The organism is Pseudomonas syringae (assembly GCF_000737245.1).
Classification (GTDB): Bacteria; Pseudomonadota; Gammaproteobacteria; order Pseudomonadales; family Pseudomonadaceae; genus Aquipseudomonas; species Aquipseudomonas syringae_J.
On the sequence record NZ_JPQU01000011.1, the window covers coordinates 131,469 to 152,632 of the forward strand.

Annotated in this window: 18 protein-coding genes; 5 read left to right on the plus strand and 13 right to left on the minus strand. The window is 57.9% G+C overall.

Going from position 1 to position 21,164, the window contains the following annotated elements:
* Window positions 1–263 precede the first annotated feature (263 nt).
* The 9 genes from panC to dksA all read right to left on the minus strand — a co-directional run bounded on the left by panC (window position 264) and on the right by dksA (window position 11,170).
* The gene (panC, locus tag IV01_RS23855) at window positions 264–1,121 is read right to left on the minus strand and encodes a pantoate--beta-alanine ligase (RefSeq protein ID WP_032624978.1); all 858 of its coding nucleotides are present in this window, start codon (window positions 1,119–1,121) and stop codon (window positions 264–266) included.
* Entirely contained in the window at window positions 1,118–1,918 is an 801-nt protein-coding gene (panB, locus tag IV01_RS23850; protein ID WP_032624979.1) for a 3-methyl-2-oxobutanoate hydroxymethyltransferase, read from the minus strand. Before panB ends, panC begins: the two co-directional genes overlap by 4 nt.
* Window positions 1,919–2,141: 223 nt before the next feature.
* Window positions 2,142–2,606 (minus strand): 2-amino-4-hydroxy-6-hydroxymethyldihydropteridine diphosphokinase, encoded by a 465-nt coding sequence (gene folK / locus IV01_RS23845; protein ID WP_418903502.1) that lies wholly within the window; start codon window positions 2,604–2,606, stop codon window positions 2,142–2,144.
* Window positions 2,607–2,632: 26 nt separating this feature from the next.
* Window positions 2,633–4,033 carry a polynucleotide adenylyltransferase PcnB gene (locus IV01_RS23840; RefSeq protein ID WP_032624982.1) on the minus strand — a complete coding sequence of 467 codons (1,401 nt, stop codon included), beginning with the start codon at window positions 4,031–4,033 and terminating at the stop codon, window positions 2,633–2,635.
* An 847-nt stretch (window positions 4,034–4,880) separates the two neighbouring features.
* Window positions 4,881–6,317 (minus strand): sigma-54-dependent transcriptional regulator, encoded by a 1,437-nt coding sequence (locus IV01_RS23835; protein WP_032624983.1) that lies wholly within the window; start codon window positions 6,315–6,317, stop codon window positions 4,881–4,883.
* 22 nt (window positions 6,318–6,339) lie between these two features.
* Window positions 6,340–9,294, minus strand: a complete 2,955-nt coding sequence (locus IV01_RS23830) for a sensor histidine kinase (protein ID WP_195758729.1) — start codon at window positions 9,292–9,294, stop codon at window positions 6,340–6,342.
* Complete coding sequence (locus IV01_RS23825) at window positions 9,278–9,454, minus strand: hypothetical protein (protein WP_004879930.1); 177 nt, start codon at window positions 9,452–9,454, stop codon at window positions 9,278–9,280. The genes IV01_RS23830 and IV01_RS23825 overlap by 17 nt, the downstream gene beginning before the upstream one ends.
* Window positions 9,455–9,577: 123 nt before the next feature.
* The gene (gluQRS, locus tag IV01_RS23820; RefSeq protein ID WP_032624985.1) at window positions 9,578–10,465 is read right to left on the minus strand and encodes a tRNA glutamyl-Q(34) synthetase GluQRS; all 888 of its coding nucleotides are present in this window, start codon (window positions 10,463–10,465) and stop codon (window positions 9,578–9,580) included.
* Window positions 10,466–10,726: 261 nt separating this feature from the next.
* Window positions 10,727–11,170 carry an RNA polymerase-binding protein DksA gene (gene dksA / locus IV01_RS23815; RefSeq protein WP_032624986.1) on the minus strand — a complete coding sequence of 148 codons (444 nt, stop codon included), beginning with the start codon at window positions 11,168–11,170 and terminating at the stop codon, window positions 10,727–10,729.
* A gap of 357 nt (window positions 11,171–11,527) precedes the next feature.
* On the opposite strand from dksA, the gene IV01_RS23810 reads away from it, so the two are divergent.
* Together IV01_RS23810 and sfsA are read left to right on the plus strand one after the other, a co-directional pair.
* Window positions 11,528–12,700 carry a pyridoxal phosphate-dependent aminotransferase gene (locus IV01_RS23810; RefSeq protein WP_032624987.1) on the plus strand — a complete coding sequence of 391 codons (1,173 nt, stop codon included), beginning with the start codon at window positions 11,528–11,530 and terminating at the stop codon, window positions 12,698–12,700.
* Window positions 12,700–13,458, plus strand: coding sequence for a DNA/RNA nuclease SfsA (gene sfsA / locus IV01_RS23805; protein ID WP_032624988.1), 759 nt, complete (start codon window positions 12,700–12,702; stop codon window positions 13,456–13,458). Before IV01_RS23810 ends, sfsA begins: the two co-directional genes overlap by 1 nt.
* Here sfsA and IV01_RS23800 read toward each other — a convergent pair.
* Window positions 13,419–13,748 carry a Rieske (2Fe-2S) protein gene (locus IV01_RS23800; RefSeq protein ID WP_032624989.1) on the minus strand — a complete coding sequence of 110 codons (330 nt, stop codon included), beginning with the start codon at window positions 13,746–13,748 and terminating at the stop codon, window positions 13,419–13,421. The two genes, sfsA and IV01_RS23800, sit on opposite strands and share 40 nt — an antisense overlap.
* A 142-nt stretch (window positions 13,749–13,890) precedes the next feature.
* Here IV01_RS23800 and IV01_RS23795 point away from each other — a divergent pair, with 142 nt between their 5' ends.
* Together IV01_RS23795 and deoC are read left to right on the plus strand one after the other, a co-directional pair.
* On the plus strand, window positions 13,891–14,802 hold the full coding sequence (locus tag IV01_RS23795; protein WP_032624990.1) for a ChaN family lipoprotein: 912 nt from the start codon (window positions 13,891–13,893) through the stop codon (window positions 14,800–14,802).
* 419 nt (window positions 14,803–15,221) lie between these two features.
* Window positions 15,222–16,004: a deoxyribose-phosphate aldolase gene (deoC, locus tag IV01_RS23790; RefSeq protein WP_032624991.1), complete on the plus strand. Its 783-nt coding sequence runs from the start codon at window positions 15,222–15,224 to the stop codon at window positions 16,002–16,004.
* Window positions 16,005–16,210: 206 nt separating this feature from the next.
* Here deoC and IV01_RS23785 read toward each other — a convergent pair whose 3' ends face one another.
* From IV01_RS23785 to IV01_RS23775, 3 genes are all read right to left on the minus strand, one after another.
* Window positions 16,211–16,495 carry a TfoX/Sxy family protein gene (locus tag IV01_RS23785; RefSeq protein WP_032624992.1) on the minus strand — a complete coding sequence of 95 codons (285 nt, stop codon included), beginning with the start codon at window positions 16,493–16,495 and terminating at the stop codon, window positions 16,211–16,213.
* Window positions 16,496–16,717: 222 nt separating this feature from the next.
* Window positions 16,718–17,062 carry a pentapeptide repeat-containing protein gene (locus tag IV01_RS23780; protein ID WP_032624993.1) on the minus strand — a complete coding sequence of 115 codons (345 nt, stop codon included), beginning with the start codon at window positions 17,060–17,062 and terminating at the stop codon, window positions 16,718–16,720.
* Between the two features lie 100 nt (window positions 17,063–17,162).
* A complete protein-coding gene (locus tag IV01_RS23775; RefSeq protein ID WP_032624995.1) occupies window positions 17,163–18,707 on the minus strand; it encodes a bifunctional aminoglycoside phosphotransferase/ATP-binding protein in 1,545 nt (514 codons plus the stop codon).
* A gap of 129 nt (window positions 18,708–18,836) precedes the next feature.
* Here IV01_RS23775 and mrcB point away from each other — a divergent pair, with 129 nt between their 5' ends.
* Window positions 18,837–21,161, plus strand: a complete 2,325-nt coding sequence (gene mrcB / locus IV01_RS23770) for a penicillin-binding protein 1B (protein WP_032624997.1) — start codon at window positions 18,837–18,839, stop codon at window positions 21,159–21,161.
* Window positions 21,162–21,164: the final 3 nt, after the last annotated feature.

Below are 21,164 nucleotides of genomic sequence, written 5' to 3' on the forward strand. Positions count from 1 at the left end.
CTTTAGTTCCAACCTGCTCATTGTAGAAGCTGGCCGTAGGAGCGGCCGAAGGCTGCGAAACAGGTATGTCTGAAATGTTGTCTTAGCAGCCTTCGGCAGCTCCTACAAATATTCATCAATCGATCCATCTCGCGACAACACATTGCCCCGTGGGACCGGATTTATCCGGGAAGGCGGCATTTCAGGCGCCAGATATGTTGTGCATGTCCCGGCCTCTTCCCGGATAAATCCGGTCCCACAGGTTCCGTGTTTTTCCTGTCGTTTTAATGATGATCGCGATTCAAATGCAGGTTGTCGATCAGGCGGGTCTTGCCGAGGAAGACTGCGGCGAGAATTACCAGATCGTCGTCCTGCGCGTTCGCGGGGCGCAGGCTGGTGGCTTCGCGCACTTCCAGATAATCCGGCCGCAGGCCAAGGGCTTGCAGCTCGGCCTTGCCCGCTTCCAGCAACTGGCTGAAGTTTTTGTCGCCGCTGTCTATCGCGCGCCCGATATTTTGAATGACCCGATACAACTCGGGAGCAATCGCCCGTTGTTCGGCGCTGAGATAACCGTTGCGTGACGACAGTGCCAGACCGTCTTCGGTGCGGACCGTAGGCTCGCCAATGATCTGGATGGGCATGTTCAGGTCGCGAACCAAGGCGCGGATGACAGCCAACTGCTGGAAGTCTTTTTCGCCGAATACGGCCAGGTCGGGCTGGACCATGTTGAACAGCTTGCTGACCACCGTCGACACGCCATCGAAGTGGCCGGGACGACTGGCGCCGCACAGCCCTTCGGAAATCACCGGGACACTGACCGTGGTCTGGTCGGCCATGCCGTGGGGATACATCTCTTCGACGTTTGGCGTGAACAACAGGTGGCAGCCGGCTTCGAGGAGACGTTCCTGATCGGCGGCCAACGTGCGCGGGTAGGTCGCAAGATCCTCGTTAGGGCCGAACTGCATCGGATTGACGAAGATCGTCGCCACCACGAAATCGGCCCGTTGTGCGGCCTTGGTAACGAGTGCGGCGTGGCCGCTGTGCAGATTGCCCATGGTCGGAACCAGGCCGATGCGTTTGCCTTCACTGCGGGCACGTGCGACTGCTGCGCGAAGCTCGCGCACGGTTTTTACTGTGTTCATGCCGAGAATCCGTGTTCGGGGGCCGGGAAGCTGACGTCTTTTACCGCTGCAACGTAGGCTTGCAGGGCGGATTGAATATCGGGTTGGCCGACCATGAAGTTCTTCACGAACTTGGGCACCCGGCCGGTGATCGCCAGGCCGAGCATGTCGTGGAGGACCAGCACCTGACCGTCAGTGGAGCTGCCTGCGCCGATGCCGATAACCGGGATCTTCACCGCGTGGCTGATTTCTTCAGCCAGCTCGCTAGGCACGCATTCCAGCAAAATCATTGCCGCACCGGCCTGTTCAAGGCTGATGGCGTCGGCGCGCATTTGCCGAGCCTGGGTTTCCAGACGACCCTGAACCTTGTAACCGCCCAGCACGTTCACAGCTTGCGGCGTGAGGCCCATGTGCGCGCACACCGGGATGCCGCGCTCGGCCAGCAAGCGCACGGAATCAGCGAGCCACGCTGCGCCTTCGATTTTGAGCATGTGTGCACCGGCCTGCATCAAGGCTGCGCTGTTGGCGAAGGTCTGCTCGAGCGTGGCGTAGGCCATGAACGGCAGGTCGGCCATGATCAGCGCACCCTGATTGCCACGTTTGACGCATGCCACGTGATAGGCCATTTCGGCAGTGGTCACGGGCAATGTGCTGTCGTGACCTTGCAGGACCATGCCTAGCGAGTCGCCAACCAGCAGCACTTCGACGCCAGCCTGGCTGGCAGCATGAGCAAAAGTTGCGTCGTAGCAGGTCAGCATGGCGATTTTTTCACCATTCTGCTTGAGAGCCTGCAACGAGGTTACGGTGATATCTGGCATGGAAAAGTCCTCTGTCAGGCGCTGTGAACACTACGGCGAGCAACGCGTGAGTTTCATCCTGGAGAAGCAGGTACACCGTCGTTTGCGGTGTTTCAAAACAGCCTGCCCGGCGCCCATTTGCCAGCTAACGGCTGGCGGGACGCCTATCTTCGTGAGGAGGGGGCATGAAGTCAATTGCGCGTGTTACCCCCATGCCGTTGCGGTTACAGGGGGCCGTGCCAGGTCAGGCAGCGGGGCCCTGACGTTCGAGACCCTCGAAAGGGCATTGAGCCAGCATTTCGGTCAGGGAGCGGCCGTCAGCGAGGTGCAGTTCGGGGGCGAGTTCGGCCAGCGGATACAGCACGAATGCCCGGGCCTGCATGTGGTAATGCGGCACCTTGAGACGAGGTTCATCAATCAAGCGATCGCCAAACACCAGGATGTCCAGATCGAGTGTGCGAGGGCCCCAGCGTTCGTGGCGTTCCCGGCCCTGGTCCAGCTCAAGGGCTTGCAACGCATCCAGCATTTGCAGGGGTAGCAGGGCGGTGTCGACGGCGGCGACAGCGTTGGTGTAACGCGGCTGACCCGGCAACAGTGAATCGCTGATATAGAAGGAAGAAACGCCGACCCATTGAGTCTGCGGCAACTGCGCCAAGCCACGAATGGCATTGCGCAACTGCTCGGCCGGGTCAGCCAGATTGCTGCCCATGCCTATATAGATGCGTTCCACTGGCTTCATTCGCCAGAGGCAGCAGGCGCTTCGCCACCCGCACGTTTACGCTTGGTACCGCTGCTGCGGCGTCGTTTGCGCGGTGCGCCGTCAGGCTTGCTGCCCAGATCGGTGATCATGCCACGACGTTCGCTGTCATTGGCATCCTGGTAATCAGTCCACCATTCGCCCAGGCCATCGGTTTCTTCGCCAGCGCTTTCGCGTAGCAGCAGGAAGTCATATCCAGCTCTGAAGCGTGGGTTGTCCAACAGCATATCTGCGCGCTTGCCGGAGCGGCGCGGCAGACGTTCCTGCATGTCCCAGATCTCGCGGATCGGCATGGTGAAACGTTTCGGGATGGCGATGCGCTGGCACTGCTCGACGATCAGCTCGTGGGCGGCTTCCTGCATGGCAGCAATCGGCGGCATGCCACGTTCCTGCAGGCGCAGGGCTTTGGCCGGTAACGCAGGCCAGAGCAGGGCAGCGAACAGGAAGGCAGGCGTGACCGGCTTGTTCTGCTTGATGCGCAGGTCTGTGTTGGTCAGCGCTTCGCTGATCAGCGTATGGGTGTAAGTCGGGTTGTATTCAAGCGCCTTGGAGCTCGCGGGGAACAGTGGATCGAACAACTCCAGATCGACAAGCATCTCGAAGGTCGGCGCCGCATAACCAGAGAGGAACAGCTTGAGCACTTCTTCGAACAGGCGTGCTGACGGAATATCCCGCAGCATCGGTGCCAGCGGGCGAATCGGCGTGGCGCTGTGCCTCTCGATGCCGAAGTCCAGCTTGGCGGCGAAACGCACGGCCCGCAGCATGCGCACCGGGTCTTCTTTGTAACGCTGCTCAGGATCACCGATCAGACGGATCAGGCGATTGCGAATATCGTGTACACCGTTGGCGTAATCGAGAATGCGTTCGCTCACCGGATCGTAATAGAGGGCGTTGATCGTGAAGTCACGACGCTGGGCGTCATCTTCAAGGGTGCCGTAGACGTTGTCGCGCAGGATCCGACCGCTTTCGTTACGCGAAGACTGATTGCTGTCTTCGTCTTCATCATCCACTGGATGATTGGCGCGGAAGGTGGCGACTTCGATGATTTCACGACCGAAGTGGATGTGAACCAGCTTGAAGCGACGGCCGATGATCCGCGCGTTGCGGAATTCGTTACGAACCTGCTCCGGCGTGGCGCTGGTGGCGACGTCGAAATCCTTGGGCTCGATGTTGAGCATCAGGTCGCGGACACAGCCGCCGACCAGATAGGCCTGATAGCCGGCATTTTGCAGGCGCTCGACGATGTTCACCGCATAACGGCTGAACTGGCTGCGTTGCAGCGAGTGCTGGCTGCTGTTGAGCACTTCAGGCGTGCTGCGGATATGTTGCTGCGGCTTGCGCAGTGGGGTACGGAATGACTGGAACAGCTTCTTCAGCATGGGATGCACTGTTTGAAGGAATATTCGGCCAAAAACGAAGAATGACCGCATGATGGGCGGGGATTCTAGCATTTAGTCGAGGGATGGTGTAGGAAGCTGCGCGATGGTGTTAAACCCAGCAGAGTTTGGTGAGCCTCTGTAGGAGCGAGCTTGCTCGCGATAGCTTGAGATCAGACGATAATTTATTGCCCAGGCATACCGCCATCGCGAGCAAGCTCGCTCCTACAGGAATCGCATTTCAAATCTGGGGGGTTGGGTGTACCGGGGAAAAAACCTTCAGAAGCTACTGGGGGAGCCGAAGCTCCCCCAAAGTCGTTGCTCTTATTTTTATTGTGTCTGTGGACTTTTTGTTTTTGTTGAGTGCCCATCCACGAGACTTCGTCTGTGGAACCTCCCAATCGGGAGTCAAGAGCAAACGGATTGCTTTGGTCGCTGCGTTGCAATGATCATTCGATCCAACCAGTTCAGGCGCTACCTAAGGGTAGTTTTTATTATTCTCAGCCTGGTCGTGGGGCATGCCCCAAATACAACTCCTCTCCAAAAGAATCAGTTAGCTGCGCCTCCGCCGTGTTGTTCTTGTTATGCGTGAGTCGATTCGTATTGTTCTTATTATCGGGTGTTTTAGTACTGGTTTTTGTTGTTCTTGTACTAAGGATATAGCAGGACCTGTGCCAACTTTTCAAAAGCCCCAGAAACCGGGGGCTTCAGCGCTTGACTGGCGTATTGATGGCAAAAAAAAGCCGGGGATACGTTACCGTAAACCCCGGCTTTTGTTACGTGTACTGGTCGAGGTAACAGTTTCGCGGATGTCTGGGAACGCTTGAGCCAGAGCCTCCCGCGATAGTTGTTACGTCTCGCTGGCGACGCCTTTGCGACGAGGGATGCCCAACCGCTGGCGACGCTCCCACAGACACTTGCGGCTCACACCGAGTTTGCGTGCCAGCTCGGTTTCGGTCATGTGGTCCTGATGCTCAAGGACGAAGTGCTGGAAGTAGTCTTCAAGAGACAGATCCTCCGTCGGCTCGTGACTGGTCGAGCTGGCAGACCCTTGCTGCGGGGCCAGACCGATGAAGTCCTCATCGTCCAGATCGTTCAGCTCGATGTCGATACCCAGCAGCTCAGCGGAAATTTCCGGGCTTTCGCAGAGAATCACTGCGCGCTCTACAGCGTTCTCCAGTTCGCGAACGTTGCCAGGCCAGGTGTATTGGCGAATGGCTTGCTCGGCGTCCGGGGCAAATTTGAGATCGTTACGGCCAGCCTTGAGGCTCTGCCGAGCCAGAAACGAGCGGGCGATGTCCAGGACGTCGTTGCCGCGCTCGCGCAGTGCCGGAAGCTTGAGCGCGATGACGTGCAGGCGGTAATAAAGGTCTTCACGGAACTGACCAACCTTGGCCAGGCTTTTCAGGTCCCGGTGGGTGGCTGCGATCAGGCGCACATCGACCTTTTGCGATTGCACCGAGCCTACCCGTCGAATTTCGCCTTCCTGCAACACTCGGAGCAAACGTGCCTGGGCTTCAAGGGGCAGTTCGCCGATTTCATCGAGAAACAGTGTGCCGCCATCGGCTGCTTCGACAAGGCCTGCGCGACCGGCGCTGGCACCGGTAAAGGCGCCTTTTTCGTGGCCGAATAGTTCGGACTCGATCAAGGTTTCCGGGATTGCCGCACAGTTCACGGAAATCATCGGTGCCTTGGCACGTCGCGACAGATTGTGCAGCGCCCGGGCCACCAATTCTTTACCGGTACCCGATTCGCCCTGGATCAGAACGTTGGAGTCGGTAGGCGCGACCTTGCGGATCTTGCTGTACAGATCCTGCATCGGGCCACAGGAGCCAATGATGCCGATCTCGCCATTGCTGTTGTCGACCGGGGATTTGTCAGACGTCCCGGCTTTGGCCGCGTTCGCCGTGCGGTCGGCCTGGATGCTCTGCACTGTCTGCCGGTCACGCAAGATACGTGCGACGGCCTGGAGCATTTCATCGTGGTCGAACGGTTTGGCGATGTAATCCACCGCGCCCATTTTCATGGAGTCGACGGCGGAGCGCAGGCTCGCGTAGCTGGTCATGATCAGCACCGGTTTACCCTCGCCGAGCTTTATCAGCTCAGTGCCGGGTGCTCCGGGCAAGCGCAAATCGCTGACGATCAGATCAAACGACGGGATGCTGAAACGTTCCTGGGCTTCCTGCACCGAACCGGCTTCGCTGACCTGGTACTGATTTCGTTCCAGCAGGCGACGCAGGGCGGAGCGGATGATGGTTTCGTCTTCGACGATCAGAATATGCGGCATTGATTCAATTCTCTCGACGGGCTCAGTTCACGGCGGACGTCGCTTCGACATGACGCGGTAAGGTCACCCGGATACGGGTGCCGCGTTGGTGCTCGGTGTCTGCCGGGCTGTCGATGGTGATCTGTCCATAATGCTCTTCAACGATGGAATAGACCAGCGCGAGGCCTAGTCCGGTGCCTTCACCCGGATCCTTTGTGGTGAAAAACGGTTCGAACAATCGGTCCATGATTGCTTTGGGAATACCAGTGCCTTCGTCTTCGACGATCAGGTCGACAGTGTGTTCGGAAGCTTCGCTCTTGACCCGGACGGCGCCGCCTGCAGGCGATGCGTCACGGGCGTTGGAAAGCAGATTGATCAACACCTGAGCAAGCCGCTGTGGATCACCATCGGCCCAGTGCTCGGGGTTGCACAGGTTGTAGAACTGCACTTCGTAGTTGCGACGATTAAGTGCGAGCAGACCAATGGCATCCTGCGCGACCTCCGCAAGGCACACAGCTTCGTCGTTATGCTGGTGGCTGCCGGCGTGGGCGAAGCTCATCAGCGACTGCACGATGCGCGAGACCCGCTTGGTTTGCTCAAGGATCTGGCTGCTGATTTCAGTCAGTTCGCCATCGTCTTCGCGCTCTTCACGCAGATTCTGCGCCAGACAGGCGATGCCGGTGATCGGGTTGCCGATCTCGTGGGCCACGCCCGCCGCCAGTCGGCCGATACTGGCCAGACGTTCGGAGTGCACCAGTTTATCTTCGAGCATCTGAGTGTCAGTCAAATCTTCTACCAGCAGCACCAGCCCACTGTTGCCCGGGGCAAGGGGTTCGTCGATTGCCGCCTTGTGCAGATTCAGCCAGCGAGTCTGCCCGTCCAGCGCCAGGCGCTGTTTGTGCAAGTGCTCATCGGGCAGGTTGATGAAGCCGCTGAGCAGCTCGCGCCACGGCTCGCCGATGGTCTCAAGGCGCGAACCCACTACCCGTTGCGCGCCGATGCCGGTGAGTTCTTCCATGGCCTTGTTCCACATCAGGATTTCCTGATCCTTGGCCAGCGAGCACACGCCCATTGGCAGCTCTTGCAAGGTTTGCCGGTGATAACGGCGCAAGGCATCGAGTTCTGCAGCAAGGCCGGTAAGGCGCGAGTGATAGTCTTCGAGGCGGCTTTCGATGAAGTGAATATCTTCAGTGACGTAATTTTCGCCGCCGGATTTGTAGGGAAGGAAGGTTTCCACCATGTCCTGCGCCACGCTGGGGCCCATCAAGCCCGACAGGTTGGCTTCGATTCTGTCCCGCAGCCGGCGCAATGCGTAAGGCCGACGTTCGTCGAATGGCAGATAGAGATCGCGCAGAGCCTGTTCCACTTCCTTCTGCGCCGCCTTGGCACCCAGCGGTTTAGCCAGTTGCGTGGCGAATTCCTGAGGGGAGGCGGCGTGCAGTTCTCGACGTTGCGGGCGGCGCACGTTATCCACGGCACAGGCTTCGGCGGCGCTGGCCTCTTCCGGGCTAGGATTACTGAACAGAGAAATCAGCGTGAAGATCAGCACGTTCACGGCCAGCGAGGCGATGGCCGCCATGTGCCAGCTGGTGTCGTCCAGCACGTAGATCATGTTCAGCAGCGGAATATAGAAACCCTGGAAGTCGCCAATCAGCGGCAGCAACATGCTGACGATCCAGACGGTGATCCCTGCCAGCAACCCGGCAATGAACCCCCGACGATTGGCGGCAGGCCAATACAGTACCGAAAGTACCCCCGGCAGGAATTGCAGCGTGGCCACAAACGCCACAATGCCTAGATTGGCTAGATCCTGCTGAGCGCCGAGCAATAAATAGAAGCCGTAGCCGGCCATGATGATCGCCACGATCAGGCCGCGACGGGTCCATTTCAGCCAGCGATAGATATTGCCTTCAGCGGGAGGCTGATAGAGCGGCAATACCAGATGATTGAGCGCCATGCCGGACAACGCCAGGGTGGTGACGATTATCAAACCGCTTGCCGCTGACAGCCCGCCGACGTAGGCCAGCAATGCCAAGGCTTTGCTGTTCACTGCGATGCCGATGCCCAGGGTGAAATATTCAGGGCTGGTGGTTGCGCCGAGTTTCAGCCCGGCCCACAGAATCAACGGCACCGCCAGGCTCATCAGGAGCAGAAACAGCGGCAAACCCCAACTTGCGCTAACCAGCCCCCGGGGGTTGAGGTTTTCGGTGAAGGTCATGTGATACATGTGCGGCATGACGATGGCTGACGCGAAGAACACCAGCAGCAAGGTGCGCCATGGCCCTTCTTGCAGTGGAGTGTGCAGGGCGGCCAGGGCGGTCTGGTTTTGCAGCAGCCACTGTTCGAGTTGTTGCGGACCGTCGAACACTCCGTACAACGCATACAGGCCAATGCCACCGATAGACACCAGCTTGATGACCGACTCAAAGGCGATGGCGAATACCAGCCCTTCGTGTTTCTCGCGGGTTGCGATATGCCGCGAACCGAAGAAAATCGTGAACAAGGTGATCAAGGCGCAGAACGCGATAGCCACCCGCGCTTGCACCGGTTCGCGGGTCAGAATCCCGATGGAATCTGCCACGGCCTGAATTTGCAGAGCGAGCAGCGGGAGAACGCCGATCAGCATGAATATCGTGGTCAGCGCCCCGGCCCAAGTGCTGCGAAAGCGAAAGGCAAACAGATCCGCCAACGATGACAGCTGGTAGGTTCGGGTGATTCTCAGGATCGGATAAAGCAGCACCGGGGCCAGCAGAAACGCGCCGGAAACCCCGAGGTAACTGGACAGGAACCCATAGCCGTACTGATAGGCCAGGCCGACCGTGCCATAGAACGCCCAGGCGCTGGCGTAAACGCCCAGCGACAGGGTGTAAGTCAGCGGGTGACGAATGATCCAGCGCGGTATTACGCCGCGCTCGCTGATCCAGGCCACACCAAACAGCACCAACAGATACGCGGCGCTGACCAGAATCATCTGGGTCAGGCTAAAGCTCATCGGCATCTCGTTGGCTCTGAAGGATGAAAGTCACCACGATCAGGATCAACCACAGCAGATAAGGCCGATACCAGGCGCCGGTTGCGTCGATCCACCAATCCATGATGGCCGGGGAAAACAGATAAATGCCTACTACCAGCAACAGGACCAAGCGGTAAATATACATTTGGCCTCCTTCACGATTCATTCGCGTTGCGGCAGATGTGGAGCGGCATGGTAACGGATGGCGAGCAACCTGCAAGCGTCGTTTCTCCGGACGTTCGTATCGGTTGCAGCCAACCGCTCTAGCTCAGTCTATACGAGCCTCTTCAAGGTTCCGAACACAAGGAATTGCGGAAACGTTCCAGCTCCCGATTGCCCATTTCAAGACTTCCTCGGGGGTGCCATACGCGAGGGCAGATTCTGGCGCCTGACCCAGCGCCCGCAAGGCACGCAACAGAAGCGGTGTTGCCTGGTCGGCTTCCAATGGTGGCGAGCGGTAAGACTTGCCTAGCTTGTTGCCGTCGGGCTGGGTGATGAGCGGGATATGCAGGTAACGAGGTTGGCGTGCGCCAAGTAATTCCTGGAGATACAGCTGACGAGGGGTGGAGTCGAGCAAGTCGGCACCGCGCACGATATCGGTAACACCTTGCATGGCGTCATCGATGACCACGGCCAGTTGATAGGCAAAAAAACCGTCACGGCGGCGGATTACAAAATCACCGACTTCCTGCCCCAGATGCTGTTGGAATACGCCCTGTACCCGATCTTCAAAGCGGTATTGCAACTCAGGTACGCGGATGCGGATTGCCGCGTTGTCCGGCGAGTGCCCAGCGTTGCGGCACAGACCGGGATAGACGCCTTGAAACGGCTCCAGTTGTTTGCGCGAACAGGTGCAGGCATACGCCAGGCCATGGCTGAACCAGCGGTTGATGATTTCCTGGTAGGCGTCGTGCCGCTGGCTTTGGGTGACCAACTGGCCGTCCCACTCAAAGCCATAACGCTCCAGAGTATTGAGAATGGCGGCCTGTGCGCCGGCGACTTCCCGAGGCGGATCGAGGTCTTCCATGCGCATCAGCCATTGCCCACCCACTGAGCGAGCGTCCAGATACGAAGCCAGCGCTGCGACCAGCGAGCCGAAGTGCAGATAACCGCTGGGCGTCGGCGCAAAGCGCCCGATATAAGAAGGGGATTTCATGGGCCGGATGTTACTGGAAAATGCGCAAACCCTGTGGGAGCGAATTCCTTCGCGAAGAGGCCAGTACACTCGATGCATCTTCATTGGCCCTGGCATCGCCTTCGCGAATGAATTCGCTCCCACAGGTGCAGTGTGAAATCTGGACTGGCGCGAACCCGTGGGACCGGCTAAAGCCGGTCCGACATGAATGCGTTAAACGCTAGACCCCAAAAACAACAAAGGACGCCGAAGCGTCCTTTGTGTGCAAGGTTGCGGGTCGAGTTACTTGCCGACCTGCTTTTCCTTGATTTCCGCCAGGGTTTTGCAATCAATGCAAAGATCGGCGGTTGGGCGGGCTTCAAGACGGCGGATGCCGATCTCTACACCGCAGGATTCGCACCAGCCATATTCTTCGTCTTCGATCAGTTGCAACGTTTTGTCGATCTTCTTGATCAACTTGCGTTCGCGATCACGGGCACGAAGTTCGAGGCTGAATTCCTCTTCCTGACTGGCACGGTCGGCCGGGTCCGGGAAGTTGGCGGCTTCGTCTTTCATGTGATGCATGGTTCGATCGACCTCTTGCATCAACTGCAACTTCCAACTGTTGAGGATTTTCGTGAAGTGAGCGCGCATGGCATCGCTCATGTACTCCTCACCCTTACTGATTTCGTAAGGCTTGAAGTCACCGGCCAGCTGGTTGTTCTGCTGCTTTTCTTGGGTGGGCATGAATGGACCGCCTCTCACTCTTTAATCCATTGCGCAGGAAATAATCCATCACCGACACCTGCCGGCCCTGCGGCTGCAAGCGGGCGAACTTACCAGATCAAATCGGAGCGCGCTACTCCCGGTTGTCGAGGGTGTCATCGCTGGCCCCGCATTACGAGGGTTGCCGTGAAACCCCAGGCTGGGAAATGCTTGTCCTGACGTCAGCTCGTTACACTCATTTGAATGAACGCTCTGGCATAGACGCTGCCACCCGGAGTCGGCGGTCATTCTGCGAGCTGTTTGCGTCATTAACATTACCGCTGCGGGGGCGCTTGGGTAGAATCGTGCGCGGTATCCAGATTTTTTTAAGGAAGGCTAATGGCCCAGCCCTACAGTGCACGCAGTCGCGCCATCGAACCTTTCCATGTCATGGCGCTGTTGGCGCGGGCCAATGAGCTGCAAGCGGCGGGGCATGATGTGATTCACCTGGAAATCGGCGAGCCCGATTTCACTACGGCTGAGCCCATCGTCGCGGCGGGGCAGGCCGCCCTTTCAGCAGGCAAGACCCGGTATACAGCCGCACGTGGGTTGCCTGAGTTGCGTGAAGCTATCGCCGGTTTCTATGACCAGCGCTACGGAGTCAATGTCGATCCCGAACGCATTCTGGTCACGCCTGGTGGTTCCGGTGCCTTGCTCTTGGCGAGCAGTTTGTTGGTGGACCCGGGCAAGCATTGGCTGCTTGCCGACCCTGGTTACCCCTGTAACCGGCATTTTTTGCGCCTGGTCGAAGGCGCGGCGCAATTGGTCCCGGTGGGGCCACAAGAGCGTTACCAACTGACGCCGGATCTGGTGGCGCAACATTGGGATCAGGATAGCGTTGGCGCTCTGGTCGCATCGCCTGCCAATCCCACCGGCACGCTGTTGAGCCGTGATGAGTTGGCGGCGCTGTCCGCGTCTCTCAAAGCGCGCAATGGTCATCTGGTGGTGGATGAGATTTACCACGGTCTGACTTACGGGACTGACGCAGCCAGCGTTCTGGAAGTCGATGACGACGCGTTCGTTCTCAATAGTTTTTCCAAATATTTCGGCATGACTGGCTGGCGTCTCGGCTGGCTGGTCGCTCCGCAAGACGCGGTGGCGGACCTGGAAAAACTGGCGCAGAACCTCTACATTAGTGCACCGAGCATGGCCCAATACGCTGCGCTGGCGTGCTTCGAGCCCCGCACACTGGAAATTCTCGAACAGCGTCGTGCCGAGTTTGGCCGACGTCGTGACTTTCTATTGCCTGCCTTGCGCGAGCTGGGCTTTGGTATTGCCGTCGAGCCTGAAGGGGCTTTCTATCTTTACGCGGACATCAGCGCCTTCGGCGGCGATGCCTTTGGGTTTTGCCGCCACTTCCTCGAAACAGAATATGTCGCGATTACGCCGGGGCTGGATTTTGGCCGGTTCAAGGCAGGGCATCATGTGCGGTTCGCCTATACCCAGAGCCTGCCCCGCCTGGAGGAGGCTGTGCAACGCATTGCTCACGGCTTGCGGAGCTGGAGAGGCTGATGAGGTTTTCTCCAGAGCTTGAACAAGGGTTGCTGTTGGTCCGCTACAAGCGTTTCCTGGCGGATATTCAAACCGACAGCGGCGAATTCCTGACTATTCACTGTCCCAATACCGGCTCGATGTTCAACTGCATGATGCCCGGTGGGCGCATCTGGTTCAGCCGCTCCAATGACCCTAAGCGTAAATTGCCGGGTACTTGGGAAATCAGCGAGACACCTCAGGGCCGTTTCGCCTGTATCAACACCGGCCGCGCCAATCATCTCGTCGAAGAGGCATTGCGTGCCGGAGTGATCAGCGAACTGAACGGCTTCACGGGGCTCAAACGAGAAGTGGCTTACGGCCAGGAAAAAAGCCGGGTGGATTTCCGTCTTGATTTCCCCGCAGGCCCGGCCTATGTCGAGGTCAAGAGTGTCACGCTGGGATTTGATGGATCACCCGTAGCGGCTTTTCCGGACGCTGTCACCCAGCGTGGAGCTCGCCATCTGCGGGAACTGGCCAATCTGGCGCGGGAGGGCGTGCGGGCTGTTCTGCTCTATTGCGTCAATCTCACGGGAGTTGAAGCCGTCAGGCCGGCTCAGGAGATTGATCCAGGTTATGCCGAGGCCTTGCGCGAAGCGGTTGCGGCCGGTGTCGAGGTGCTGGCCTATGGGGTGCAATTGACGCCTGAGGAAATATTCATTGATCGGCCCTTGCAGGTGCATTGGGCGATGGCGCCGGGTCAATCCGCCTCGGCGGTCGAAATCCATATTCCGTCCTGATCTTCACGACAGGCAATGCTGATTAACGACTGGCCTTCGCAGGGGCCGGTGATGCATTCGCCGCTCTCGATCAGGAATAACGCGCCGTGGGTGGCGCACTGAATCAGGCTCGCGCTGTTATCGAGAAACCGGTCCGGCTGCCACTCCAATGGCACACCTCGGTGTGGGCAGCGGTTGCGATAGACGAACACCTGGCCATTGCGGCGTACCGCCAGCAGCCCCAATCCGTCGACGTTAAAGCCGCGACTTTGTGCTTCTGGCAGTGATTCGCGGGTACAGAGCAGTCTCAATAGAACTCCTGAATTCTGAGGTGGAATGCGTTTTCTGAAACTCACGAGCACCGCGGCGCAGAGTAAGCGTTGTGTCAGACAGACCAGTTCGCAGCCTTCGGCTCATTTATGGAATTATCTTCGATGAAAATAGCCAAAAATCATGCATAAAGTCAGGCGTGCCTGTCAGCCATTTCTGATACTGGCGATGTTGACGCTCAATGCTTGCCAAGCGCCACCTTCGTTGCCGACTATACCCGCCTGGCAGAGCCCAAATGGGCGTGAACACGTGGATTTAGGCATGATTCATGACACCAAGAGTGGACAGGAGCTGACCCCGCAGCAGTTGGCGGAGCGACTTGCGAGAGCATCGCGGGTCTTAGTCGGAGAGCAACACGACAATCCTGACCACCATGCATTACAACTGTGGATCCTGCAGGTGCTTGCAGATCGCAGACCCCAGGGTAGCCTGCTGCTGGAGATGATCAAGCCAGATCAACAAGCGGCCATCGATGCGGTTCGGGCCGATATCATTGCCAGCTCAACCTTTCCCCCGGATTTGCCTTCGGCGCTTGGCTGGCAGAAAGGCTGGGACTGGGCACTGTACGGACCGATCATCCGATATGCGGTAGTTCAACCCTATCCCTTGCTCGCTGCCAATCTGAACACCGCGGAGGTGCAGGCAATCTATAACGACTCTCCGGACGTCAGGCCCGGGCCGTCCAGCACCCCAAGCGTGCGGGAGCGATTACTCGACCAGATACGCGCTTCCCATTGTGGAGTGCTACCGGAAGATCAGTTGCCCGCCATGCTGACTGTTCAGCAGCAACGTGATCGACGCATGGCCCGGAGCCTGGTTGCAGCGCCCCTCCCAGCGTTGTTGTTCGCAGGTTCCTACCATGTGCGCAAGGATGTAGGCGTCCCATTGCATCTGGCGGAGCTGGGCGTTGACGAAAGCCCGGTGGTTTTGCTCCTGGCTCAAGTGGGTACACAGGTCGAGCCAGGCAGCGCCGATTACGTCTGGTACACGGCCGCGCTGCCGGAGCAGGATTACTGCGCTCAGATGGGTAAGTAAAAGTTTTCTGTAGCAACTGTGCTTCGTCGTCCAGACATCGCGCTGTCGCATAGTAAACGGTGGACTAGTGGGAGCGACCGGAGTGGCGCTCCACCTTGCTCGCGAAGGCGGTATCCAGGTTTAGATTGATGCTTGGGTATTCCGACCTCTTCGCGAGCAAGCTCGCTCCCACAAATCAAATTGCTCCTAAAGGCCCTGTATTTCTTAGGGTGCACCCAGGCTTTGTAGCTGCCGATGGCTGCGAAAAAGTTGGGTGCCCTTTCGATCCGCAGCCTGCGGCAGCTCTTACAGATGCTCGTTTTCTTTCAGAAATTTCCGTTTGTTCTGTAGTCCCGCTCGCTTTTTCCCCTCGGGCCGATTTCTCGGCTCCCGCTCCTATATTGTCTCGTTCTTCGTTTTTTGAAGTTTTCGAGGCTGAAATGAGCAGCGCAGTAGACAGCGATAAAGAGCAGCGAGCCCAGGAGGCGATCGGCCTCCTTGACCTGATGGCGCTTAATACGGATGACACGGAGGAGCGAATTGTTGGCATATGTCAGCGTGCACTGACGCCGGTAGGAGGCGTCGCCGCCGTCTGCGTTTATCCCCGCTTCACTTTACTGGCGCGCACTACGCTGGATCGGCAGCAGACGCCGGACATCAGAGTCGTAGCCGTCGTCAACTTTCCTTATGGTTCGCCAAATGTCGACAACGCGGCGTCTGAAGCGCGCGCGGCAGTGATGGCGGGAGCAGATGAAGTCGAAATGGTGTACCCATTCCGCACATTGCTGTCGGGGGATCGCCGGACGGGTTTGGACATGATTGCCGCATGCCGTGCAGCCTGTGGGAGGCGGGTGTCGCTGACCGTTACGCTGGAAACGGGAGACTTGCGGGATCCGCAGATTATCCGCAATGCATGCCGGGACGCGATCACGTCGGGGGCCGACTTTATCAAGACCAGTACCGGCAAGCTGGTTGGCACTGCAACACCCCAGGCTGCGCGGATCATGCTGGAAACCATCGCTGATGTAGGCGGGCAAGTGGGGCTCAAGTTCTGCGGCGGGATCCGCACCTTCGATGAAGCCGAAGTGTTTCTCGATATGGCTCAGTCGCGTTTCGGTCCGCAATGGGTCAACGCGCAGCGTGTCCGACTGACCGGCTCTAGCTTGCTGGACGATATTCTTTCCAGGTTGGGCGTTCTGGCGCCGGGACCGTATGGGACTTGAGAGGGTTGCATAAGGAATTTCAGGCAAAAAAAGACCCGGCAAAAAGCCGGGTCAAAAACCGTGATTAGCCTGATGAGGAGATAATCTGAAAGTCCGAACCAAGGTCTTTCAGTTATCGGCCAGTCTCGCGACCAGTTGTGATAATCATAGCGATTCTCATTTGCATGTCAATGACTTATTTTTGCCCTGTTCTCCATCTGTATTATTTACGGCCCTGCCAGGCGCTTGCGCCGAACGGCAATGCGCTGTAATTGCCTGTTCAAAGCATCCTTGCGATCGGTGGGCAAATCATTCCAGTGGATATCCATCAAGGCAGCCTCAATCGCATACAACAACACCTTGGTTGCACGAAAACCTCGCTTTCGTACGGCCTCATAAGCATCAACAGCCCCCATCCTTCGTAAATCCGACGTGCTGTGAATACCTACGGCGTGTAACCACTGTGCTGACGTCTTGCCGACGTTTTTCAAGTGTTGCAGATCATCGTTCATCATGCCTCCGTGCGATGCTGAGCTCTGACTTTCTACTGCGGGTAAAACCGGCAAGTTTGCTGTGAGTTTAGCGTTGCCGACACGCAGCGCACTGCATGTGGTCGGAAATTCGGATCCAATGTTGGGAGGGGAGGATCGCGTCAGGTGCTGCGAAGTATGTATGAACAGCAGCGCTGAACCGTCAGCCCGACATGCGTTGCGCATGCGGGCCTTGGGACGGATCTAGCGGGTGCGGTAACGTAGCCGAGTACCGAAATTAACCGACATCAGGATTTCATCAGCGGCGAGTTCACGGGGGAAGAACGCCCCGGAAATTTGAGCGTGAGCAATGCTTGCGCCTTCCAGAGGCGTATTGCGCAGATCCAGACCTCGCAGGTCGGCGGAACGGAAATACGCATCGGTAAAATCGATACCGGTCGTATCAAGGTTGCGCAAGTCCAGACCGCGGAAATCACCACCCACGAAATCGACGGTGCCAGACTTGGGTTTCTCTTGGTTAAACCCTTCAACATCGTCGTTGCGCAGCATCGTATACAGGGGTGAATCAAGTACTTTGGGCTGACTCATAACGCCTCACTTCATCCGTTCCGTTAGAATTATGACGCCATTATATCGCCACTATTTTTGAGCCGTGAAGCGCTAACTGCCAGACGGCTCAAACATTGTTTCAGAGCCCTGGCAAACGCTGCCGCAGGTTTTCCACCAGGCTGTCCAGATCGCTGCTTTTGTTGGTCTCGACACGCTTGCTCTGCAGGGTTTCTTCAGCAGTCAGCGGCTCGCGATTGGCTTGTTGCGCCGCGATAACCTCCATGGTGGCATCGGACGGATCACCGCCCTGCGCCTGACGATGTGCCAGCCAGCCCTCAATCACCGCCTGTGGGGCGTCGCAATCCAGAATCAGGAACGGCACGCCGGTCGCTTCCGCGACGCCGGCCGCTGCGGCGCGTTGTGCGTGCTTGAGATAGGTTGCGTCGATGATTACCGGGAACCCGGCGCGCAACACCGTGGCAGCCAGTTCGTGCAGATGCTGGTAAGTGGCCACACTGGCATCGGCGTCATAGAGGCCGGTGTCCTGGTTTTTTGCGGCAAACAGGCGTTTGCGTTCGACGTCAGAGCGCAGACGCACAGCTCCTAGCGCCTCCACCAGACGCATGGCCACCTGGCTTTTGCCGACTGCGGATACGCCATGAGTAATAACCAGGAAGCGCGATGGAATTGCGCTATAGCTCTCAGCCAGATTCGCGTAGTTGCGGTACTGACGCAAAATCGCACCGCGCTGCACCAGATCGGCATCTGGGGAAAGGCCGAACAGTGCGACCTTGGCGCGCACCAGAGCACGATAGGCTTTGTAGAAATTCAGCAGCTCCAGCCCTTTATAGTCGCCGGTCAGCTCAAGGTAGTTGCTTATCAAGCGACGCGAAAGGGACTTGAGGCCACGGTCTTCCAGGTCCATGGCCAGGAACGCGATGTCGGCATAAACGTCGGTTTTGCGGAACGGCTCGTTGAATTCGATGCAATCGAAGATCACGACCTTGTCGTCGATCAGTGTGATGTTGCCCAGATGGATGTCGCCATGGCATTCACGAATGAAGCCATCGGCTTTGCGCTGTGCCAGCAACGGTTTGAGGCGTTCAAAGCTGGACTCCGCCCAGGCTTGAAGGGCGTCAAGCTGGAGCAGGTCAGCCTTTTCGCTGATCATCGGGCGAATTTGTTCAAAGTTCTGCAGCACCGGCGCCATGACGCTATCTGGCGAACCCAGCTCGGTTTCTTCGGTAACCTTTGGAGCGTTGATGTGAAACTCGCCAATCTGCCTGGCGATCTGGTCGATGTGCGCAGGTGTCAGCTCACCGTTTGCCTGCAACGTGCTGAGCAAGCCGGTTTGCGGGAACTGACGCATTTTCAGGGCATACTCGATGACTTCACCGTCGCCGCCCAGCTGCGGGTTTTCAGCGCTGCCAGTGATAGGCAGCACTTCCAGATACAAGTCTTCGGTAAGACGCTGGTTCAGGCGCAGCTCTTCATTACAAAAGTGTTCGCGCGCTGCCAGGGTCGTAAAGTCGAGAAAGCCGAAATTCATCGGTTTCTTGATTTTGTAAACAAAAGGACCAGTGAGCAGGACCCACGAAATGTGCGTTTCGATGACTTGGAAGTCCTCGACTGCATGGGGGAAGAGGGCTGGGTTCTGCAGGGCTGCAATCAGTGACTGGCTCACGGACGATCCTTCAAAAGTGATGATTCGGTGAATGCTTTCAGGCGGCCATTATGGCCGCTCAACGCGAGGCTGCAAACCACTGGCATAGGCGTCTGTCGATCGCCTCTAAAGTGCGTATAATCCGCCGCCATGACTCGAACTCGTACTCCCCGCAAAGCAAAAAAACCTGCCCCCAGCAGACTTCGTACCTGGATGGGCTGGGCATTGAAGCTCAGCATCGTCGGCGTTGTCATCCTGGCCGGCTTCGCCATTTACCTGGATGCCATCGTTCAGGAAAAGTTTTCCGGCAAGCGCTGGACCATTCCCGCCAAGGTGTATGCGCGCCCGCTTGAGCTTTTCGTTGGGCAAAAGCTGAGCAAGGACGACTTCCTGATTGAGCTTGATGCTCTGGGCTACCGCCGCGAAGCCGTTGCCAATGGCCCGGGTGCAGCAGCGGTCAGTGGCAATACGGTTGACCTTAACACTCGTGGTTTTCAGTTTTACGAAGGCGCCGACCCTGCACAGCAGATCCGCGTGCGTTTCTCCGGCGACTATGTGGCCGACCTGGCCTCGGGTAATGGCGCCAAACTGGCAGTAGCCCGGCTCGAGCCGCTGATGATCGGCGGGCTTTATCCGAAAAACCTCGAAGACCGGATTCTGATCAAGCTTGATCAGGCCCCGCCTTACTTGCTGGATACGCTGGTTACCGTCGAAGACCGTGATTTCTATCATCACTTTGGTGTGTCACCCAAGTCGATTGCCCGGGCCTTCTGGGTCAACGCCTCCGCCGGTCAGATGCGTCAGGGCGGCAGCACCCTGACCCAGCAGTTGGTGAAAAACTTCTACCTGACCAACGAGCGTAGCCTGACCCGCAAACTGACCGAAGCCATGATGGCGGTCTTGCTCGAAGTGCATTACAGCAAGCAGGAGATTCTTGAGGCCTACCTCAACGAGGTGTTTGTCGGCCAGGACGGTCAGCGGGCGGTGCACGGTTTCGGTCTCGCCAGCCAGTATTTTTTCAGCCAGCCACTGTCTGAGTTGAAGCTGCATCAGGTGGCGCTGCTGGTTGGATTGGTCAAAGGCCCTTCCTATTACAACCCGCGTCGCAACCCGGAGCGTGCACTGGAACGCCGTAATCTGGTGCTCGATCTACTCGAACAGCAGGGCGTAGCCACGGCGGAAGTGGTCGCGGCTGCCAAACAGATGCCATTAGGTGTTACCAAAACCGGCAGTCTGGCGGACAGCTCGTTCCCTGGTTTTCTTGATCTGGTCAAACGTCAGCTGCGAGAAGACTACCGTGACGAAGACTTGACTGAAGAAGGTCTGCGTATCTTCACCAGCTTCGATCCGATCCTGCAGATGAAGTCCGAAGCCGCCATGAGCGAGACGTTCAAGCGGCTCTCGGGGCGTAAAGGCGTTGACGACGTTGAAGCGGCGATGGTCGTGACTAACCCTGAGACCGGTGAAGTACAGGCTTTGATTGGCAGCCGCAAAGCTGGCTACGCCGGCTTCAATCGGGCGATTGATGCTGTACGGCCAATCGGCTCGCTGGTCAAACCGTCTATTTATCTCACCGCCCTTGAGCAGCCGAGCAAGTACACCCTGACCAGTTGGGTGGCCGATGAGCCGTTCCAGGTCAAAGGTGCCGATGGCCAGATATGGAAGCCGCAGAACTTCGATCACAAGGCTCACGGCAATATCTTCCTGTATCAAGGGCTGGCGCACTCCTACAACTTGTCGAGTGCCAAGATTGGTCTGGAACTCGGCGTGCCGAATGTATTCAAAACCATCGGCAAGCTTGGCGTACAGATGGACTGGCCTGCATATCCATCGATGTTGTTGGGAGCGGGGGCGCTGAGCCCGATGCAGGTTGCGACCATGTTTCAGACCATCGCCAACGGCGGCTTCAATACGCCGATGCGCGGGATTCGCAGCGTATTGACTGCTGAAGGCGAGCCGCTCAAGCGCTATCCTTTCCAGATCCAGCAGCGCTTCGATCCGGGCTCAATCTACCTGCTGCAGAATGCAATGCAGCGGGTGATGCGCGAGGGGACAGGCCGGTCGGTGTACAACGTACTGCCGAGTTCGCTGAACCTGGCGGGCAAGTCAGGCACCACCAACGATTCTCGCGACAGTTGGTTTGCAGGTTTTAGTCAGGATCTGCTGGCGGTTGTGTGGTTGGGGCGAGACGATAACGGCAAGACGCCGTTTACTGGCGCCACGGGTGCTTTGCAGGTCTGGACCAGCTTTATGAAAAAGGCCGATCCGCTCCCCTTGGATATGGCGCTTCCGGATAACGTCGTGCAGGTATGGGTCAATGCCGCCACTGGGCAAGGTACCGACCCGACCTGCCCGAATGCAGTACAGATGCCGTATATTCGCGGCAGTGAACCTGCACCCGGTGCTTCTTGTGGTGGGCCTGCTGCGGCTCCGGCCCAGGAAGTGATGGATTGGGTCAAGGGTTGGTTGAACTGAGAG